Genomic DNA, 20307 nt, shown 5'->3' with positions numbered 1-20307 from the left:
ATCACCACCCCCGAACCGTTCGGTACCCGTCTCCGCCGCGCCATGGACACCCGCGGCCCCCTCTGCGTCGGCATCGACCCCCACGCCTCCCTGCTGGCCGACTGGGGCCTGAGCGACGACATCGACGGCCTGGAGCGCTTCACCCGCACCGTGGTGGAAGCGCTCGCCGACCGCGTCGCCGTGCTCAAGCCGCAGTCCGCCTTCTTCGAGCGCTTCGGCTCGCGCGGCATCGCCGTCCTGGAGCAGGCCGTCGCCGACTCCCGCGAGGCCGGCGCGCTGGTCCTGATGGACGCCAAGCGCGGCGACATCGGCTCCACCATGGCCGCCTACGCCGCCACCTACCTCGACCCCGCCTCGCCGCTCTTCTCCGACGCCGTGACCGTGAGCCCCTACCTCGGCTTCGGCTCGCTGCGCCCGGCGCTGGAGCTGGCGCGCGAGAGCGGCACCGGCGTGTTCGTCCTGGCCCTGACCTCGAACCCGGAGGGCGCCGAGGTGCAGCACGCCGTGTGCCCCGACGGGGCGACCGTCGCCGCGACCATGCTGGAGCACCTGCGGGCCGAGAACGCGGACGCCGCGCCCATGGGCTCGTTCGGCGCGGTCGTCGGGGCCACGCTGAGCGGCTCGCTCGGCGCGGCGCACGCGGAGCTGGACATCAACGGCCCGCTGCTGGCCCCCGGCATCGGCGCCCAGGGGGCGACCGCGGCCGACCTGCCCAAGGTCTTCGGCGCGGCCGTGCGCGACGTGGTGCCGAACGTCAGCCGGGGCGTGCTCCGGCACGGACCGGACGCGGCGGCGCTGCGGGCGAGCGCCGAGCGGTTCGCGGACGAGGTCCGGGAGGCCGTGAGCGCCGCGGATCCGGCGGCCGGGTAGCCGCCGGGGGTCCGCCGCGCGAGGGGCCCGCCACAGAAGCGTCAAAATTGTTGGTCCATATGTCCGGAAAAGTCCTGGTCGAGCGAGTCTGACCAGGACTTTTCGCTTGTTCTCGCTGACTGGAGCGGAATCGGCCGCTAGTCTCCGACGAGAGCGAACGTGCAAGCGCGTTGCTCGTTGCTCCGCAGGTGTGGGCCGACTAGGTTCCTCACCGGTCCGTTATCCGACAGTTCGATATCCGAGGTGACGTAGGCGTGGCTCTTCCGCCCCTTACCCCTGAACAGCGCGCTGCCGCGCTCGAAAAGGCCGCCGCGGCTCGCCGGGAGCGCGCCGAGGTCAAGAATCGGCTCAAGCACTCCGGTGCCTCGCTGCACGATGTCATCGCGCAGGGCCAGACGAACGAAGTCATCGGCAAGATGAAGGTCAGCGCACTCCTGGAGAGCCTGCCGGGCGTGGGCAAGGTCCGCGCCAAGCAGATCATGGAGCGGCTCGGGATCTCCGAGAGCCGTCGTGTGCGCGGGCTCGGCTCGAACCAGATCGCATCGCTGGAGCGTGAGTTCGGCGGCAAGGCCGCCTGACGTTCCCAGGCACTCCCGCGAACCGGGATAATCGCTGCATGAGTACTGCAGTCTCCCGGGGGACGTCCCCCGTATCCCCGGCCAGACAACCGCGGCTGACCGTGCTCTCCGGCCCCTCCGGGGTCGGCAAGAGCACGGTCGTCGCCCATATGCGCAAGGCGCACCCCGAGGTGTGGCTCTCGGTCTCGGCCACCACCCGCAAGCCGCGCCCCGGCGAGCAGGACGGTGTCCAGTACTTCTTCGTCGACGACGAGGAGTTCGACAAGCTCATCGCCAACGGTGAGCTGCTGGAGTGGGCCGAATTCGCCGGCAACCGCTACGGCACGCCGCGCCAGGCGGTCCTCGACCGCCTGGAGGCCGGCGAGCCGGTGCTGCTGGAGATCGACCTGCAGGGCGCCCGGCAGGTCCGCGAGACCATGCCGGAGGCCCGGCTGGTCTTCCTGGCGCCCCCCGGCTGGGACGAGCTGGTCCGCCGGCTCACCGGCCGGGGCACCGAGTCGCCCGAGGTGATCGAGCGCCGCCTCGCCGCGGCCAAGGTCGAGCTCGCCGCGGAGTCGGAGTTCGACGTCACGCTCGTCAACACCTCCGTCGAGGACGTTGCGCGTGAACTGCTAGCCTTGCTCCGTTGACCATCTTTCTTCACCCCCCTTCGGAAGGCAGAGAGTGTCCTCTTCCATCACCGCGCCCGAGGGCATCATCAACCCGCCGATTGATGAGCTGCTCGAGGCAACCGACTCGAAGTACAGCCTGGTGATCTACGCCGCCAAGCGCGCCCGTCAGATCAACGCGTACTACTCGCAGCTCGGCGAGGGCCTGCTGGAGTACGTCGGCCCGCTGGTGGACACCCACGTCCACGAGAAGCCGCTCTCCATCGCGCTCCGCGAGATCAACGCGGGCCTGCTGACCTCCGAGGCCATCGAGGCCCCGGCGCAGTAAGCACGGCACATTCGTCACCAGGGTCCGGCAGGAGGCACCCCCAGCGTCTAGCTGGGGGAACGTCTGCCGGACCTTTGGTGTGTCATGGGAGCGGTACTCAACCGATGGATGGGGAGACGATGGACAAGCCCAAGGTCGTCCTGGGGGTCAGCGGCGGGATCGCCGCCTACAAGGCGTGTGAGCTGCTGCGCCGGCTCACCGAGTCCGGCCACGACGTCCGCGTGGTGCCCACGGCCTCGGCCCTGCACTTCGTCGGCGAGGCGACCTGGTCCGCCCTGTCCGGCCACCCCGCGGGTACCGAGGTGTGGGAGAGCGTCCACGAGGTGCCCCACGTGCGCATCGGCCAGGAGGCCCGCCTCGTCGTCGTCGCTCCCGCCACCGCCGACATGCTGGCCAAGGCCGCCCACGGCCTCGCCGACGACCTGCTGACCAATACGCTGCTCACCGCCCGCTGCCCGGTCGTCTTCGCGCCCGCCATGCACACCGAGATGTGGGAGAACCCGGCCACCCAGGAGAACGTGGCGACGCTGCGCCGCCGCGGCGCGATCGTCATCGAGCCCGCCGTCGGCCGTCTCACCGGCGTCGACACCGGCAAGGGCCGCCTCCCCGACCCCGAGGAGATCTTCGAGGTCTGCCGCCGGGTGCTGGCCCGCGGGGCCGGCGGCCCGGTGGCCGATCTCGCAGGCCGGCACGTGGTCATCAGCGCCGGAGGCACCCGCGAGCCGCTCGACCCCGTGCGCTTCCTCGGCAACCGCTCCTCCGGCAAGCAGGGCTACGCCCTGGCCCGCACCGCCGTCGCGCGCGGCGCCCGGGTCACGCTCGTCGCCGCCAACAGCGAGCTGGCCGACCCGGCCGGCGCCGACGTCATACACGTGGGCACCGCCGTGCAGCTGCGGGAGGCCGTACTGAAGGCCGCCGCGGACGCCGACGCCGTCGTCATGGCCGCCGCCGTGGCCGATTTCCGCCCCGCGCGCTACGCCGAGGGCAAAATCAAGAAGAAGGACGGCGAGGAGCCGGCGCCCGTCGAGCTCGTCCGCAACCCCGACGTCCTCGCCGAGCTCTCCGGGAGCCGGCCGCGTCCCGGGCAGATCGTCGTGGGCTTCGCCGCGGAGACCGACGACGTCCTCGCCAACGGGCGCGCCAAACTCGCCCGAAAGGGCTGTGACCTGCTGGTTGTCAATGAGGTGGGGGAGCGGAAGACCTTCGGTTCGGAAGCGAACGAAGCCGTCGTCCTGGCCCCTGACGGCTCCGAGACGCCTGTTCCCTACGGTCCCAAGGACGACCTCGCGGACACCGTCTGGGACCTGGTCGTGCAGCGCTTCGCGTGAGCGTTTTGTGCGCCGGAGCACACGGGTGTCGCAGGTCACCCGGGCGGTGATACGAGACAGGATGCCCCAACCACGAGAACGCCGGATAAACTGACCGAGGACCCCGCGTCGAGCGCAGCTCTCGGCCGGGGCTGTCAATGATCAGCCAGCAGCCGCTGCAACCCCAGGGAGCGATGTGTCCCGCCGCCTGTTCACCTCGGAGTCCGTGACCGAGGGTCACCCCGACAAGATCGCTGACCAGATCAGCGACACCATTCTCGACGCCCTCCTCAAGGAGGACCCCACCTCCCGCGTGGCCGTCGAGACCCTGATCACCACCGGCCTGGTGCACGTGGCCGGCGAGGTGACGACGAAGGCGTACGCGCCGATCGCCTCGCTCGTGCGCAACAAGATCCTCGAGATCGGCTACGACTCCTCCAAGAAGGGCTTCGACGGCGCCTCCTGCGGCGTCTCGGTGTCGATCGGCGCGCAGTCGCCGGACATCGCCCAGGGCGTCGACACGGCCTACGAGACCCGCGTCGAGGGCGACGAGGACGAGCTCGACCGGCAGGGCGCCGGTGACCAGGGCCTGATGTTCGGCTACGCCTGCGACGAGACGCCCGAGCTGATGCCGCTGCCGATCCACCTGGCACACCGGCTCTCGCGCCGCCTGTCGGAGGTCCGCAAGAACGGGACGATCCCCTACCTGCGCCCCGACGGCAAGACGCAGGTCACCATCGAGTACGACGGCAACAAGGCCGTCCGCCTCGACACCGTGGTCGTCTCCTCCCAGCACGCCTCCGACATCGACCTGGACTCGCTCCTGGCTCCCGACATCCGCGAGTTCGTCGTCGAGCACGTCCTCAAGGAGCTCGTCGAGGACGGCATCAAGCTCGACACCGACGGCTACCGCCTCCTGGTGAACCCCACCGGTCGTTTCGAGATCGGCGGTCCGATGGGTGACGCGGGTCTGACGGGCCGGAAGATCATCATCGACACGTACGGCGGCATGGCCCGTCACGGTGGCGGTGCGTTCTCGGGCAAGGACCCGTCCAAGGTGGACCGCTCGGCCGCGTACGCGATGCGCTGGGTCGCCAAGAACGTCGTCGCGGCCGGGCTGGCGTCGCGGTGTGAGGTGCAGGTCGCCTACGCGATCGGCAAGGCCGAGCCGGTGGGTCTGTTCGTGGAGACCTTCGGTACGAACACCATCGACACCGACAAGATCGAGACCGCGATCGCCGAGGTCTTCGACCTCCGCCCGGCCGCGATCATCCGCGACCTCGACCTTCTCCGCCCGATCTACGCGCAGACCGCCGCCTACGGCCACTTCGGCCGTGAGCTGGCGGACTTCACGTGGGAGCGCACGGACCGCGTGGAGGCCCTGAAGAAGGCCGCCGGCCTGTAGGCACCCCGGGGTACGCCCCGATCACTGCCGTCCTGAACGCCGGGCGGGCCGGAATTCCGGCCCGCCCGGCGTTGTCAGTGGCGTCTGGTAGGACTGTGGCTGTGAGCAGCGAGAACGGGCGGTCCCAGGGCAAGCCTCCGGAGCACGGGGAGCAGCTCGCGCTCATACGGGAGAGCGTGCGCGAGGCCAAGGCGAAGGCGCCCAAGGCCAAGCCGCGCACGTGGCGGAACGCCCCCCTGGCCAAGACGCTGCCCGTCGCGCGCGTGCTCGTGGACAAGGGGCCCGTCCACCTGGACCGGCTGTGGGACTACGCCGTGCCCGAGGAGCTCGACGCCGACGCCCGGCCCGGGGTGCGGGTGCGGGTGCGCTTCGGCGCCGGGACGCGCCATGTGCGCGGGGGCCGCCGCGAGGGCGGCGGGCTCCTCGACGGGTACATCGTCGACCGGGTGGCCGAGTCCGACTACCAGGGGCCGCTCGCCGCGATCGCCCAGGTCCTCTCGCCGGAGCCCGTGCTCGGCCCCGCCCTCTACGACCTCTGCCGGTCGGTCGCCGACCGGTACGCCGGCTCGCTCGCCGACGTGCTGCAGCTGGCCGTCCCGCCCCGGCACGCCCGCATCGAGGCCGAGCCCTCGCCCGCACCGCTGCCCCCGCCGGCGGCCCCGGAGCCGGGGAGCTGGTCCCGGTATCCGGCCGGCCCCGCCTTCCTCGACGCCGTGGCCCGTGGCGATACGCCCCGCGCGGTGTGGACGGCCCTGCCCGGCCCGCACTGGCCGCAGGAGCTCGCCCGGGCCGCTGCCGCTGCGCTGTCCTCCGGCCGGGGCGCACTGGTCGTCGTGCCCGACGGGCGGGCCGCCGCCCGGGTCGACGCCGCGCTCGGCACGCTGCTCGGCGAGGGCCGTCACGTGCTGCTGACGGCCGAGCTCGGCCCGGAGGAGCGCTACCGCCGCTGGCTCGCGGTCAGCCGGGGCTCCGTGCGCGCCGTGGTCGGCACGCGCGCCGCGATGTTCGCGCCCGTGCGCGACCTCGGGCTCGTCGCCGTCTGGGACGACGGCGACTCCAGCCACAGCGCGCAGAACGCCCCGCACCCGCACTCCCGCGAGGTCCTGGTGCAGCGCGCGGTGCACGAGAAGGCCGCGTTCCTCCTCGGCGGCTTCGGCTGCACCGTGGAAGCGGCCCAGCTGGTGAACACCGGCTGGGCCCTGCCGCTGGCCGCCGCCCGCGAGACCGTGCGCGCCGCGGCCCCCGTCATCCGCACCGTCGGCGACGGCGACGAGGCGCGGGACGCGGCCGCGCGCGCCGCCCGGCTGCCCAGCCTCGCCTGGCAGGCCGCCCGCGAGGGCCTCAAGCACGGGCCCGTGCTGGTCCAGGTGCCCCGCCGCGGCTACGCACCGCGCCTGGCCTGCGAGCGGTGCCGCGAGCCCGCCCGGTGCGGGTCCTGCGCCGGACCGCTGGAGGCCCGCGACGGCGACGGTGCCCTGCACTGCGGCTGGTGCGGGCAGGAGACCCGCGGCTGGCACTGCACCGAGTGCGGCGGCGTGCGGCTGCGGGCACAGATCGTGGGCGCGCGGCGCACGGCCGAGGAGCTCGGCCGGGCCTTCCCGTCCGTGCCCGTCCGGACCTCCGGGCGCGACCACATCCTCGACACGGTGCCCGACCGGCCCGCGATCGTCGTCTCCACGCCCGGTGCGGAGCCCGTCGCCGAAGGGGGCTACGCCGCGGCGCTGCTGCTGGACGGCTGGGCCCTGCTGGGCTTCCCCGACCTGCGGGCGGGGGAGGAGGCGCTGCGGCGCTGGCTGTCCGCGGCCGCGCTCGTGCGCGGGCAGACGGAGGGCGGCGTCGTCGTCGTGGTCGCCGAGCCCACGCTGCGGCCCGTACAGGCGCTCGTGCGCTGGGATCCCGCAGGGCACGCGATGCGCGAGCTCGCCGATCGTGCCGAGCTCGGCTTCCCGCCGGTGTCCCGGATGGCCTCGGTCTCCGGACCGCCGGAGGACGTCGCGGACCTGCTCGCCGCGGCGGAGCTGCCGGAGGACGCGGAGGTGCTGGGGCCGGTGCCGCTGCCCGTGACGGCCGCGGGCCGCCCGCGGCGGCCCGGCGACCCGCCGCCGGGGGAGCGGTGGGAGCGGGCCCTGCTCCGGGTGCGCCCGGGGCGGGGGGCGGCGCTGGCCGCCGCCCTCAAGACCGCCCAGGCGGCGCGGCTCGCTCGCCGCGACGGCGAGCCGGTGCGCTTGCGCGTCGACCCGCCGGACATCGGCTGACGGTTCGCCTCCGGCGGGGTGGGGTGCCCCGTACGAGGCCATGTGTGCCTTGGGGCTTCGCCCCTTGCATCCGCCGCGACGGCGATCGGCCCGGATGGTGGTGTTCGGCGGTGCCGAAGCGGCCTGAGGTGGGCTCGGCACCGCCGGTCGCGTCGTCGGGGGTTGCTCGCCGCGGCGGCGGTCCGGGCCCGGGGCGTGTGGCTCTTGGGGCCCCGCCCCTTTGAATCCGCTGAATCCGCCGCGACGGCGATCGACCCCGACGGCGGGGTTCGGCGGTGCCGAAGCGGCCTGAGGTGGGCTCGGCACCGCCGGTTGTGTTGTCGGGGGTTGCTCGCCGTGGCGGCGGGAGGGGTGTCCGGCGCGGAGCGCGCACGGGAGCCGCCCGCAGGGCTAGCCGTTGCGGGGGCCGGGGAAGGCCGGGGGGCGTTGTTCCTCGCGGTGGGCGGGGGCGGGCGCCTGGCCGGGGACCGTGCGGGCCGCCGGGACCACCGGCACCGGCGCCGGCTCGGCGCTGCGCACCGCCTCCGCGGCCTCCGCCGCCCCCTGCCCGTTGGCACGGCGCGCCCCGTAACGGCGGTGCACCGCCTGCTTGGTGACCCCGAGGGCCGAGCCCACCGCGTCCCACGAGAAGCCCAGCGAGCGGTCGAAGTCGACTGCGGCCGTCACCAGGGTCTCGACGCTGTCCCGCAACTCCTGCGCCAGCCGTACGGTCGGCGCGGGTGCCCGCCCGTAGACGACGAAGCCGGCCGAGGGGCCGGTGCGCCGCGGGCGGTAGACGTTGCCCAGCTGAGCGGTGAGGGTGCGCAGGGCGTCCACCTGCCTGCGGACCCGCTCGATGTCCCGGACCAACAGATGCAGGCTGGCCCGTGCCTGGGCGTCGTGGGTTGCGTGGTCGGCCATGAAGAAGCCTCTCGGACCGGCGGGGTAAAAGGACGGAAAAAGACGAGAGTTGACGCGTCAGTCGACGAGCAACGGACAGAGGGCCGCGGATGCGGCCCCATTCGGTCAATCTCTCTTGACCACAACGCGCCATTGGCCGCCGGGTCACGGTATGGGGGCGCACATCCGCCGGAATGAGGCGCGTGACAATCCGTACGCCCCCTTGGGGCCGGGCCCTTTAGACTGGTGGGCCGTTCCGCTCGGCGCTCGAGGAGAGGTAGTTCGCCACCCATGAGGCTCGTCTTCGCCGGTACCCCCGAGGTCGCCGTCCCCGCCCTCGACGCCCTGCTCGCCTCGGACCGCCACGAGGTCGTCGCCGTCGTCACGCGGCCCGACGCCCCCGCCGGCCGCGGCCGCCGCCTGGTGGCGAGCCCCGTCGCCGAGCGCGCGGAGGAGGCCGGCATCGAGGTGCTCAAGCCCGCGCGCCCGCGCGACGAGGACTTCCTCGCCCGGCTGCGCGAGATCGCCCCGGACTGCTGCCCGGTCGTCGCCTACGGCGCGCTGCTGCCGAAGGCCGCCCTGGACATCCCCGTGCACGGCTGGGTCAACCTGCACTTCTCGCTGCTGCCCGCGTGGCGCGGCGCGGCCCCGGTCCAGCACGCGATCCTCGCGGGCGACGAGGTCACCGGCGCCTCCACCTTCCTGATCGAGGAGGGCCTGGACTCCGGTCCCGTCTACGGCGTGGTCACCGAGGAGGTGCGGCCCACCGACACCAGCGGCGACCTGCTGACCCGGCTCGCGTTCGCCGGCTCCGGGCTGCTCGCCGCCACCATGGACGGCATCGAGGACGGCTCGCTCAAGGCCGTGCCGCAGCCCGCCGAGGGCGTCTCCCTCGCCCCGAAGATCAATGTCGAGGACGCCCGGATCGACTGGTCCGTGCCCGCCCTGCGCGTGGACCGGGTGGTCCGCGGGTGCGCCCCGGCGCCGGGCGCCTGGACGCTCTTCCGCGGCGAGCGGCTGAAGGTGATGTCGGTGGTGCCCGCCCCCGGCCGGGACGGCCTCGCGCCCGGCGAGATCTCCGCGGCCAAGAACTCCGTGCACGTGGGGACCGGTTCCCACGCCGTCGAGCTGCAGTGGGTCCAGCCGCAGGGCAAGAAGCCGATGAAGGCCGCCGACTGGGCCCGCGGCGTCCGTATCGCCGCAGGCGAGCGGCTCGGCGCGGCCTGAGGGCAGAGCGTAGGCTGGACACCTTCGCCACCCCAGCCCCGGAGCACCTTTCGTGAACGACCGTCCCGCCCGCCGCCCCGCAAAGCCCTACCGCCGGCCCAAGAAGGACCCGGTGCGGATCCTCGCCTTCGAGGCGCTGCGGGCGGTCGACGAGCGGGACGCGTACGCGAACCTGGTCCTGCCGCCGCTGCTGCGCAAGGCCCGGGAGAAGGGCGACTTCGACGCGCGTGACGCCGCGCTCGCCACGGAGCTGGTCTACGGGACGCTGCGCCGCCAGGGGACGTACGACACGATCATCGCCTCGTGCGTCGACCGGCCGCTGCGCGAGGTGGACCCGCCGGTCCTGGATGTGCTGAGCCTCGGCGCGCACCAGCTGCTCGGCACGCGCATCCCGCCGCACGCGGCGGTCTCCGCCAGCGTCGAGCTGGCGCGCGTCGTCCTCGGCGACGGCCGGGCGAAGTTCGTGAACGCCGTGCTGCGGAAGATCACCGCGCACGACCTGGAGGGGTGGCTGGAAAAGGTCGCCCCGCCGTACGAGGACGATCCCGAGGAGCACCTCGCCGTGGTGCACGCGCACCCGCGCTGGGTCGTCTCCGCCCTGTGGGACGCGCTCGGTGGCGGCCGCGCGGGCATCGAGGACCTGCTGGAGGCCGACAACGAGCGGCCCGAGGTGACGCTCGTCGCCCGGCCGGGCCGCTCCACGACGGACGAGCTGCTGGCGGCCGCCGGCGAGGAGTCGGCGCTGCCCGGCCGCTGGTCGCCGTATGCCGTGCGGCTCGCCGAGGGCGGTGAGCCCGGGGCGCTGGAGGCCGTGGCGGAGGGCCGCGCGGGCGTGCAGGACGAGGGCAGCCAGCTGGTGGCCCTCGCGCTGGCCTCCGTGCCGCTGGAGGGGCCGGACGCGCGCTGGCTCGACGGCTGCGCGGGCCCCGGCGGCAAGGCGGCGCTCCTCGGCGCGCTCGCCGCCGAGCGGGGGGCGGCGCTGCTCGCCTCCGAGAAGCAGCCGCACCGGGCCCGCCTGGTCGGCCGGGCGCTCGCCGGGAACCCCGGCCCGTACCAGGTCATCGCCGCGGACGGCACGCGCCCGCCGTGGCGCGAGGGGGTCTTCGACCGCGTCCTCGTCGACGTGCCCTGCACCGGTCTCGGCGCCCTGCGGCGCCGCCCCGAGGCGCGCTGGCGGCGCCGCCCGGAGGACGTGGCGGGCTTCGCCCCCCTCCAGCGCGACCTGCTGCGGGAGGCGCTGCGCGCCGTGCGGGTCGGTGGAGTCGTGGGGTACGCGACGTGCTCGCCGCACCCGGCCGAGACGAAGGCCGTCGTGGACGACGTACTCAAGCGCGAGGGCGTCAGCGCGGAGTGGATCGACGCGCGCCCGTACATGCAGGGCGTTCCGGCCCTGGGCGAGGGCCCGGACGTCCAGCTGTGGCCACACCTGCACGGCACGGACGCGATGTACCTGGCCCTCCTGCGCCGCACCGCCTAGCGCCGGGGCCGCGCCTCTTCGTTCCGCCGCCGTGGCGCGCAACCGCCGCGGCGGTATCCGGCGGTGCCGAGCCGGCCTCAGGCCGTGGCCCATGGCCGAGGGGCTGTGGCACCGCCGGTCGGCGCGGCGGTGGCCGGGCGCCGCGGCGGCGGTTTCGAAGGGACGGCGTCCCTTCGCGATGCCCGGGCGCTCACGGCACCGCCGGCTGACGCCGAGACGGCTGGTAGACGCTGCGGCGGTACGGGAGCAACGAGGCCGCGGCTCTCCGTTCCGCCGCCGCGGCGCGTAACCCCACGGCGGTATCCGGCGGTGCCGGGCTGACCTCAGGCCGTGGCACCGCCGGTCCGCGCCGCGGCGGCGGTTTCGAAGGGGCGGCGTCCCTTGGCCGGACGCCGCACAAGTGGGCCCCCGCACAGCAGAGCGCAGCGGACATGGCAGGCTTAAGGCATGGCCCCGCAGATCAACCCCAGCATCCTGTCCGCCGACTTCGCCCGACTCGCCGACGAGGCCGAGGCGGTCAAGGGCGCCGACTGGCTCCACGTGGACGTCATGGACAACCACTTCGTGCCCAACCTGACCCTCGGCGTGCCGATCGTCGAGTCGCTGAGCCGGGCCACGGACACCCCGCTGGACTGCCACCTGATGATCGAGGACCCGGACCGCTGGGCGCCGCAGTACGTGGAGGCCGGTGCGGGTTCGGTGACCTTCCACGCGGAGGCCGCGGCCGCCCCGGTGCGGCTCGCGCGGGAGATCCGGGCGAAGGGCGCGCGGGCCTCGATGGCGCTGAAGCCGGCGACGCCGATCGAGCCGTACGAGGACCTGCTGCCCGAGCTGGACATGCTGCTGATCATGACCGTCGAGCCCGGCTTCGGCGGCCAGGCGTTTCTGGACATCATGCTTCCGAAGATCCGCCGCACGCGGGAGCTGATCTCGCGGCACGGCCTGCAGATGTGGCTGCAGGTCGACGGCGGGGTCTCGGCGGAGACGATCGAACGGTGCGCGGAGGCCGGCGCGGACGTGTTCGTGGCCGGATCCGCCGTCTACGGTACGGAGGACCCGGCGGCGACCGTACGGGCTCTGCGCGCCCGGGCGGAGCGTGCCACGGCCGGTGCGGCCTGGGCCTGCGGGCACTGAGCGGGGTGCCGCGCTCGCCCGAAATGCTGAGCGCGAAGGTCAAGGTCTGATCAAGGACCGCCGTTTCTGACAGGATGACGGTGGAGTCCAAGCTCGAACAGCGTGAAAACAGTGAGGAGACGGTGGTGTCGACGGGCCGTTCAGCCACGCCGATGGGGCCCGCCGAGCTGGTGCAGGCGGCGGCCATGGCCCGCCGCTTCTACCTCGAGGGCAAATCGAAGATCCAGATCGCCGAGGAGTTCGGCGTGAGCCGCTTCAAGGTCGCCAGGGTGCTGGAGACGGCCCTCGAACGCGATCTCGTGCGGATCGAGATCAGGGTCCCGGCCGAGCTGGACGCGGAGCGCTCCGACGCGCTGCGCGCCCGCTACGGCCTGCGCCACGCGGTCGTCGTCGAGTCCCCGGCCGACGCCGCGGACGACGCGCCCGACCCCGAGAACCTCGGCGAGGTGGCCGCAGACCTGCTCGGCGAGCTGGTGCACGAGGGCGACGTGCTGGGCCTGGCCTGGGGCCGCTCGACCATTCACATGGCCGCGGCGCTGCACCGGCTGCCGCCGTGCACGGTCGTCCAGCTCACCGGCGTCTACGACGCGGGTACGGCGGAGCGCGGCTCGGTGGAGGCCGTGCGGCGCGCCGCGCAGGTCTCGGGCGGCGAGGCGCACCCGATCTACGCGCCGATGCTGCTGCCGGACCCGGCCACGGCCGCGGCGCTGCGCGGCCAGACGGGTATCGCGCGCGCCTTCGACTACTTCGACAAGGTGACCGTCGCGGCCGTCTCCATCGGCTCGTGGGCGCCGGGCATCTCGACCGTCTACGACATGCTCACCGAGGAGGAGCGGGCCCACTACGCCTCCCTGGGCGCCGCCGCGGAGATGTCCGCGCACCTCTTCGACGCCGAGGGCCGCCGCATCGGCCGCGACCTGGGCGAGCGCTGCATCACGGTCGAGGCCGACCGGCTGCGCCGCATTCCGGAGGTCGTCGCGATCGCGGGCGGGCTGCGCAAGGCGGCGGCGATCGGCGCGGTGCTGCGCTCCGGGCTGGTCACCAGCCTGGTGACGGACACCGCGGCCGCGGACCACCTGCTGCTGGAGACGGGCCCGGGGCCGCGTCCGGCGCTCGACCGGGCGGATCCGGACGGCGCGTAGCGGGCGGGAGCGGGGATCCGCACCGCGCAGGAGACGGAGTGAGCGGGCGGCGTGCCGAGGGCACGCCGCCCGCTTTTCCTTTTCCTATTTCGGCGTTGTGAAAACGCAGGGCGGAACTTTGCATTCCATTGGTAATTCCACCGGTCGGCAGTCCGGTTTTTTCTTTGTGTGACCGAGGTCATGGAGCGCCCTCCGGTCACCCCGGCAGCCGATTCCAGCTGCGAAGATAAGCAAACCCGAATAGTGCCAGTAGACAAGATAGCTTGACACTGCAAATTTGCCTCAGCAGACTCAATTTCCGTGCGCAGCCTCTTTCGGAAAGGACGTCCTGAAGGTGAATGACGACAAGACACTCCAGGTGCGGTCCTACCCATTCGGCGAGCCGGCCGGACTCGAATTGGACCCGCTTTACGCGGAGCTCCGCGAGAACGAGCCGCTGAGCCGGGTGCAGCTGCCGTACGGCGACGAGGCCTGGCTGGCCACCCGCTACGCCGACATTCGCAAGGTGATGACGGACAACACCTTCAGCCGGGCGGCCACGCTCCACCGGGACGAGCCGCGGATCGGCGAGGAGGTCGTCGACCGGGGGCTGCTGTCGATGGACCCGCCGGACCACACCCGGCTGCGCCGGGTCGCCAACGCCGGCCTGACCCCGCGGCAGACCGAGCGGCTGCGCCCGCTCACCGAGCGCATAGCCGACGAACTGCTCGACGAATTGTCCCGCAAGGAATCCCCGGCCGGCTCCCCGGTCGACCTGATGGCGGAATTCATCAACCCGCTCGCCGTCACCGTGATCTGCGAACTGCTCGGTGTTCCCTTCGAGGACCGCGCGGATTTCCAGGAATGGTCGCAGGCGGTGGTTTCCACCACCTCGCTCCCGCCGGCGAAGATGAATGAATACATGGGGAATCTGCACAGCTATATGGCGAAGCTGGTCGCCATCCGCCGCAGCGAGCCGACGGACGGCCTCCTCAATGGCATGATCCAGGCCCGGGACGAGGACCCGGAGCGGCTCACCGAGGACGAGCTCGTGCTCGTGGCCGTGCGCCTGCTCGCCCCCGGCGTGCAGAACACCGTGCTCACGCTCGCCAACTTCGTGCTCGTGCTGATGCAGCACCCGAAGGAGCTCGACCGGCTGCGCACGGACCCCGGGCTCGTGCCCGCGGCCGTCGAGGAGCTGATCCGCTACACCCCCTTCCACACCTCCACGATGTTCCCCCGCTACGCGACCGAGGACGTCGAGCTCGGCGGGACCGTCGTGCGCGCGGGCGAGGCCGTCGTCGGCTCGATCTGCGCGGCCAACCGGGACCGGGACGTCTTCTCCTCGCCCGAGGAACTCGACTTCGAGCGCGGCCCCAACCCGCACCTGGGCTTCGGCCTCGGCGCCCACTTCTGCCCCGGCGCGCACCTGGCCCGCATGCAGCTGCAGGTCGCCATCGCCGCGCTCGCACGCCGCGTCGAGGGCCTGCAGCTCGCGGTCCCCGAGGAGGAGCTGAGCTGGAAGCAGGGCATGGTCGTGCGCTGGCTCGACGCCCTGCCCGTCACCTGGTCCCGCATCAGCGGCTGACCGGCCCGCGCCGCCGTTCGCCGGCCCGCGGCCCATCGGCCCATCGGCCCGCGCCGTCCGGCACCCGGCCCCGCCGCCCTTCACCCCTCACCCCTCACTCCTCTTCCCCCACGAAAGAGACGGGAACGACCGATGAACGCTGTGTCCACGACCCTCGCGGCCCCCTCTTCCGCCCCTCTTGCCCCTCCCACCGCCCCTGCCGCCGACCCCTTCCCGCTCCTCGGCAACGACGCGGTCGTCTTCGCCGTGGGCAACGCCCGCCAGGCGATGCACTTCTACCGCACCGCGTTCGGGATGCGCGTGACCGCCTACTGCGGCCCGGAGACCGGCACGCCCGAGACCGTCTCCTACGTGCTGGAGTCCAAGGGCGTCCGCTTCGTCCTCACCTCGCCGGTCCAGCCGCACACCGAGGCCGGCCGCGCCCTCGCCGAGCACATAGCCGCCCACGGCGACGGCGTCACCGACGTGGCCCTGCAGGTCCCCGACGCCCGCGCCGCCTACGCCGGCGCCGTCGAGCGGGGCGCGCACGGCCTGGTCGAGCCGTACGAGCTCACCGACGAGTGCGGCACCGTCGTGCTGGCCCGCATCGCCGCCTACGGCGACACCGTCCACACCCTCGTCGACCGCACCCGCTACCACGGCCCCTACCTGCCGGGCTACGAGGCGGTCGACCCCGGGCGCTTCGGCCCGCAGAGCGAGCCCCTCTTCGAGCTCATCGACCACGTCGTCGGCAACGTCGAGCTCGGCGCCATGGACAAGTGGATCGAGTTCTACCAGCGCGTCATGGGCTTCACCCAGATCCAGGAGTTCACCGACGAGGACATCGCCACCGAGCTGTCCTCGCTGATGTCCAAGGCCCTGGGCGACGGCAGCGGCAAGGTGAAGTTCAACGTCAGCGAGCCGGCCATCGGCAAGCGCAAGTCGCAGATCGACGAGTACCTGGAGTTCTACGGCGGCCCGGGCGTGCAGCACATCGCCCTCGCCACCGACGACATCGTCGGCACCGTCCGCGCGATGCAGGCGGCCGGCGCGGAGTTCCTCACCACCCCCGGCGCCTACTACGACGTCCTCGCCGAGCGCATCGGCGACATGCGCGTCCCCGTGGACGAGCTGCGGGAGCTGAACATCCTGGCCGACCGCGACGAGGACGGCTACCTGCTGCAGATCTTCACCAAGCCGGTCCAGGACCGCCCCACCGTCTTCTTCGAGATCATCGAGCGGCGCGGCGCCAAGGGCTTCGGCCGGGGCAACTTCCAGGCGCTGTTCGAGGCCATCGAGCGGGAGCAGGCCCTGCGCGGCAACCTCTGACCCACCGCAAGCCGGCAACCCCGTACCACCTCTGGAGAAAGCTGATCACATGACGGTGTGGTTCATCACCGGCGCCTCGCGCGGCCTCGGCCTGGAGCTCGTCCGGGCCGCGCTCGCCCACGGCGACCGGGTCGTCGCCGCGGTCCGCGACCCCCGCGCCTTCACGGGCACCGTGCCGGACGCCTCCGGCGACCTCCTCGTCCTGCCGCTCGACGTGACGGACGAGGAGCAGGCCCGTACCGCCGCGGCCCGCGCCACCGAGCGCTTCGGCCGGATCGACGTGCTGGTGAACAACGCCGGGTACGGGGTGGTCGGGGCCGTCGAGGAGACCTCGGACGACGAGGTCCGCGCCCTGTTCGAGACCAACGTCTTCGGGCTCCTCAAGGTCACCCGCGCCGTCCTGCCCGTCCTGCGGGCCCAGCGCGCCGGCCACGTCATCAACATCGGCTCCGTCGGCGGCTTCGCCCAGGGCGCGGGCTCGGGGATCTACGGGGCGAGCAAGTTCGCCCTGGAGGGCATCACCGAGGCCCTGCACGCCGAGGTGGCCGCCCTCGGCATCAAGGTCACGGTCGTCGAACCGGGCCAGATCCGCACCGACTTCTTCGACCCGTCGAGCCTGCGCCCCGCGGCGCACACCATCGACGACTACGCGGAGACCGCCGGCGCCCGCCGCACCGACTTCGCCCGGACCAACCACCGGCAGCCCGGCGACCCGGTCAAGGCCGCGCAGGCCGTCGTGGCCCTCGCGCACAGCGCCGAGCCGCCGCTGCGCCTGCCGCTGGGCAGCGACAGCGTCGCCCGCATCGAGGCCAAGCTCGCGCACGTCACCGGCGAGCTCGCGGCATGGCGGCACGTCGCCCTGTCCACCGACCACGACACCGCGGAGGCCCGGGCGTGACCGACGACCTCACCGCCAGCGTCACCGGCGATCCGGCCGGCAGGACCACCGGCGACCTCACGGAGCGGATCGAGAAGGCCCTCGCCGCGCCCGCGACCGACGACGCCTTCGACGTCCACGCCGCACTCGAGGACGTCCTCGCGGGCGTCGGCATGACGGCCGCCGACACCGGCGGCACCGTCACCTTCGAGGGCGCCGACCCCGTCGTCCCCTCCACGCTGCGCCTGGGCGCGGCCGCCGGCATCGCTCTCGTCGCGAAGTCCGCCGCCGTCGCCAAACTCTGGCGGCTGCGCGGCGGACCGGGCCAGGACATCTCCATGGACCTGCGGGTGGCGCCGCACCGGCTCTGCCCCTTCTACGACCGCAAGTGGGAGCTGATCAACGGCAGCCCCCTCAGCGAGTCCTCCAACCCCAGCAACGCCCTGGGCTGGGCCTTCTACCGCAGCCGCGACGGCCGCTGGATGATGCCCCAGAACATGTACCCCAAGATCAAGGTCGAGGCGCAGCGGTTCCTGGGGGTTCCGGACGACGCCGACGCGGTGGCCGCCGCCGTCGCCGCCCGCGACGCCCGCGAGCTGGAGGAGGCCGGCAACGACGCCGGCATCGTCATGGCGATGCTGCGCGAGACCCGTGAGTTCCTGGCCGAGCCGCAGTACCGCGACGTCCTCGCCCATGCCCCGCTCATCGAGATCGAGAAGATCGGCGACAGCGACCCCGAGCCCCTGCCGCCGGGCGCCGCCCAGCCGCTCTCCGGCATCCGCGCCCTCGGCATGGGCCACGTCATCGCCGGTGCAGGGATCGGCCGGGCCCTCGCCCTGCACGGCGCCGACGTGCTGAACCTGTGGCGGCCGGACGAGCTGGAGCACGAGCGCAGCTACATCAGCGCCAACGTCGGCGTCCGCTCGACCTACCTCGACCCGTACACGGCCGAGGGCTCCGGGCGCCTGCGGACGCTCCTGCGCGACGCGGACGTCTTCTACGCCAACCGCCGCCCCGGCTACCTCGAGCGCATCGGCCTGTCCGAGGAGGAGGCCGCGGCGGCGCGGCCCGGCATCGTCTACGCGACGAACTCCCTGGCCGGGCGCACGGGGCCGTGGGCGGGCCGGATCGGCTTCGACCAGACGGCCGGGAGCCTCGTCGGCATCATGACCCTCGAAGGCGACGGCGAGCGCCCCCAGCTGCCGCCCGTCCAGGTCGTCAACGACTACATCACCTCCTGGCTCACCACCGTGGGCATCGTCGAGGCGCTGGGCCGCCGCGCGCAGGAGGGCGGCAGCTACCGCGTCCACGTCTCGCTCGTCCGGGCCGCCCTGTGGATCCTGAGCATGGGCGTCTTCGACCGGGACTACGCCCACCAGGTCGCAGGTTCCAGCCCCCGCCACCTCTACCTCGACCCCGAGACCTTCACCGCCGACACCCCGCTGGGCGCCTACCAGGGCGTCACGGACCAGGTCCGGATGTCGGCCACGCCCGGAAGCTACCGGCACGTCCTCGTACCGCGCGGCTCCTCCCGGCCCGAGTGGCTGCCCGACGAGAGGAGGACCGCATGACCGGCCCGATGACCGGCCCGAGCAGAAGGTCCCTCCTGGCCGGGACCGTGGCGGCCGCGGCGGGCACCGCCGGCGCGCTCGCCGCCCGCCCCGCCGCGGCCGCGGCCGCCGCACCCGCCGGGAGCCCCGCGGGCGGGGCCGGCTTCCCGGCCGTGACGGTCGGCCCCGGCGACCCCCGCTACGGCGACCTCGTCGTGGGCAACAACGCCCGCTGGGTGGGCCGGCCGGAGACGGTGCGGCTCGTCGCCACCACCGAGCACGCCGTCCGTGCCGTGCAGGACGCCGTGGACGGCGGGAAGCGGATCTCCGTGCGCGGCGGCGGGCACTGCTACGCCGACTTCGTCTTCAACCCGCAGGTGCAGACGGTCATCGACATGACGCCGATGAACGCCGTCTCCTACGACGCCGGGCGCAAGGCGTTCTGCGTCGAGGCCGGGGCGACCCTCCTCGACGTCTACGAGGCCCTCTACAAGGGCTGGGGCGTGACCATCCCCGGCGGCCGGTGCCACTCGGTCGGCGTCGGCGGGCACGTCAGCGGCGGCGGCTACGGGATGCTCTCGCGCAAGCACGGGCTCACCGTCGACCACCTGTACGCCGTCGAGGTCGTCGTCGTGGGCGCCGACGGCAGGGCGCGCGCCGTCGTCGCCACGCGCGAGGAGGGCGACCCGCACCGGGACCTGTGGTGGGCCCACACCGGAGCGGGTGGCGGCAACTTCGGCGTCATCACCCGCTACTGGTTCCGCTCGCCCGGTGCCAGGGGCTCCGACCCGGCCGACCAGCTCATTCACCCGCCGAAGGAGGTGCTGGTCAGCGCCCTGGCCCTGCCGTGGAGCGCGCTGGACGAGAAGGCCTTCACCGGCCTGGTGCGCAACTACGGCGCCTGGCACGAGAAGAATGCGGGCGCCGATTCCCCCTACGCCTCCCTGTGCAGCTTCCTGACCCTGTGCCACCAGGCCAACGGCACCGTCAGCCTGCTGACCCAGATGGACGCCGGCGTGCCGGACGCCGAGCGGCTGCTGCACGACTACGTCGCCTCGGTCACCGCTTCCCTCGGCAAGGCGGCGGCACGGCCCATGACGACCCCGGTGGGGGAGAACCCCCCGATGCCGGACCTCTTCCACCCGCGCCGGCTGCCCTGGCTGACCGCCACGAAGTTCCTCGGCACGAACAACGCGGCGCTCGTCAACCCCACCCTGCGCGGCGCGCACAAGTCCGCGTACATGCGCAAGGGCTTCACCGACGGGCAGATCGCCGCCATCCACCGGCACCTGACCCGGACCGACCTGCGCAACCCGAGCTCGATGGTCTCGCTGCTGTCCTTCGGCGGGCGGATCAACGCGGCGCGGCCGGGGGACACCGCCTCCGTCCAGCGCGACTCCGTCTTCAAGGCCCTGTTCCAGTCGATGTGGGCGGACCCGGCCGGCGACGACGCGAACGTGCGCTGGACCCGCGAGTCCTACGCCGAGGTCTTCGCCGCGACCGGCGGCTACCCCGTCCCGGGCCCGGCCACGGACGGCTGTTACATCAACTACGCGGACACCGACATCACCGACCCCGCGCACAACCGGTCCGGAGTGCCGTGGCAGACGCTCTACTACGGCTCCAACTACCCGCGGCTGCAGCGGATCAAGGCCGCGTACGACCCGGGGAACGTCTTCCGGCACCCGCAGTCCATCGCTCTGCCGGCCACCTCGTAGCCCGGGCCCGGCACCGGGCCCGGCACCGGGCCGGACAGGGCTTCACCGGCTTCATCCGAAAGAGGGCGTGAACCCGT

17 protein-coding genes are annotated in these 20307 nt (G+C 73.3%); 16 read left to right on the top strand and 1 reads right to left on the bottom strand.

Features of this window, described 5'->3' with window-relative positions; translation table 11 throughout:
* The 7 genes from pyrF (at nt 1) to FGW37_RS05775 (ending at nt 7351) form a co-directional block, all read left to right on the top strand.
* A complete protein-coding gene (gene pyrF, locus FGW37_RS05805; RefSeq protein ID WP_179084532.1) occupies nt 1-870 on the top strand; it encodes an orotidine-5'-phosphate decarboxylase in 870 nt (289 codons plus the stop codon).
* Between the two features lie 254 nt (nt 871-1124).
* Entirely contained in the window at nt 1125-1448 is a 324-nt protein-coding gene (locus tag FGW37_RS05800; protein WP_030365336.1) for an integration host factor, read from the top strand.
* Between the two features lie 38 nt (nt 1449-1486).
* Nucleotides 1487-2077 carry a guanylate kinase gene (gene gmk, locus FGW37_RS05795; RefSeq protein ID WP_179080079.1) on the top strand — a complete coding sequence of 197 codons (591 nt, stop codon included), beginning with the start codon at nt 1487-1489 and terminating at the stop codon, nt 2075-2077.
* Nucleotides 2078-2111: 34 nt separating this feature from the next.
* Nucleotides 2112-2384 (top strand): DNA-directed RNA polymerase subunit omega, encoded by a 273-nt coding sequence (rpoZ, locus tag FGW37_RS05790; protein WP_004948662.1) that lies wholly within the window; start codon nt 2112-2114, stop codon nt 2382-2384.
* A gap of 119 nt (nt 2385-2503) precedes the next feature.
* Nucleotides 2504-3712 (top strand): bifunctional phosphopantothenoylcysteine decarboxylase/phosphopantothenate--cysteine ligase CoaBC, encoded by a 1209-nt coding sequence (gene coaBC, locus FGW37_RS05785; protein ID WP_179080078.1) that lies wholly within the window; start codon nt 2504-2506, stop codon nt 3710-3712.
* A 175-nt stretch (nt 3713-3887) separates the two neighbouring features.
* The gene (gene metK, locus FGW37_RS05780; protein WP_179080077.1) at nt 3888-5096 is read left to right on the top strand and encodes a methionine adenosyltransferase; all 1209 of its coding nucleotides are present in this window, start codon (nt 3888-3890) and stop codon (nt 5094-5096) included.
* Nucleotides 5097-5197: 101 nt separating this feature from the next.
* The gene (locus FGW37_RS05775) at nt 5198-7351 is read left to right on the top strand and encodes a primosomal protein N' (RefSeq protein WP_179080076.1); all 2154 of its coding nucleotides are present in this window, start codon (nt 5198-5200) and stop codon (nt 7349-7351) included.
* A 390-nt stretch (nt 7352-7741) separates the two neighbouring features.
* Here the strand turns inward: FGW37_RS05775 and FGW37_RS05770 are convergent, their stop codons facing one another.
* Nucleotides 7742-8251, bottom strand: a complete 510-nt coding sequence (locus FGW37_RS05770) for a hypothetical protein (RefSeq protein WP_179080075.1) — start codon at nt 8249-8251, stop codon at nt 7742-7744.
* A gap of 270 nt (nt 8252-8521) precedes the next feature.
* Here FGW37_RS05770 and fmt point away from each other — a divergent pair, with 270 nt between their 5' ends.
* From fmt to FGW37_RS05725, 9 genes are all read left to right on the top strand, one after another.
* Nucleotides 8522-9457 (top strand): methionyl-tRNA formyltransferase, encoded by a 936-nt coding sequence (gene fmt, locus FGW37_RS05765; RefSeq protein WP_179080074.1) that lies wholly within the window; start codon nt 8522-8524, stop codon nt 9455-9457.
* Between the two features lie 52 nt (nt 9458-9509).
* Nucleotides 9510-10934 (top strand): RsmB/NOP family class I SAM-dependent RNA methyltransferase, encoded by a 1425-nt coding sequence (locus FGW37_RS05760; protein ID WP_179080073.1) that lies wholly within the window; start codon nt 9510-9512, stop codon nt 10932-10934.
* Nucleotides 10935-11381: 447 nt separating this feature from the next.
* Nucleotides 11382-12068 carry a ribulose-phosphate 3-epimerase gene (gene rpe, locus FGW37_RS05755; RefSeq protein WP_179080072.1) on the top strand — a complete coding sequence of 229 codons (687 nt, stop codon included), beginning with the start codon at nt 11382-11384 and terminating at the stop codon, nt 12066-12068.
* A 152-nt stretch (nt 12069-12220) separates the two neighbouring features.
* Entirely contained in the window at nt 12221-13210 is a 990-nt protein-coding gene (locus FGW37_RS05750) for a sugar-binding transcriptional regulator (RefSeq protein WP_173864883.1), read from the top strand.
* Between the two features lie 334 nt (nt 13211-13544).
* Nucleotides 13545-14777, top strand: a complete 1233-nt coding sequence (locus tag FGW37_RS05745; RefSeq protein ID WP_179080071.1) for a cytochrome P450 — start codon at nt 13545-13547, stop codon at nt 14775-14777.
* A gap of 132 nt (nt 14778-14909) precedes the next feature.
* Nucleotides 14910-16085 (top strand): 4-hydroxyphenylpyruvate dioxygenase, encoded by a 1176-nt coding sequence (gene hppD / locus FGW37_RS05740; RefSeq protein WP_179080070.1) that lies wholly within the window; start codon nt 14910-14912, stop codon nt 16083-16085.
* A 49-nt stretch (nt 16086-16134) separates the two neighbouring features.
* Complete coding sequence (locus FGW37_RS05735; RefSeq protein WP_179080069.1) at nt 16135-16983, top strand: oxidoreductase; 849 nt, start codon at nt 16135-16137, stop codon at nt 16981-16983.
* The gene (locus tag FGW37_RS05730; RefSeq protein ID WP_246430289.1) at nt 16980-18533 is read left to right on the top strand and encodes a CoA transferase; all 1554 of its coding nucleotides are present in this window, start codon (nt 16980-16982) and stop codon (nt 18531-18533) included. Before FGW37_RS05735 ends, FGW37_RS05730 begins: the two co-directional genes overlap by 4 nt.
* A complete protein-coding gene (locus tag FGW37_RS05725) occupies nt 18530-20230 on the top strand; it encodes an FAD-binding oxidoreductase (RefSeq protein WP_246430288.1) in 1701 nt (566 codons plus the stop codon). Before FGW37_RS05730 ends, FGW37_RS05725 begins: the two co-directional genes overlap by 4 nt.
* The last annotated feature ends 77 nt before the right edge of the window (nt 20231-20307 follow it).

This window comes from Streptomyces rectiverticillatus, from assembly GCF_013394065.1.
Taxonomy (GTDB): Bacteria; Actinomycetota; Actinomycetes; order Streptomycetales; family Streptomycetaceae; genus Streptomyces; species Streptomyces rectiverticillatus.
The sequence above is the reverse complement of the archived record's forward strand: the minus strand, read 5'-3'. Positions and strand labels throughout refer to the sequence as shown.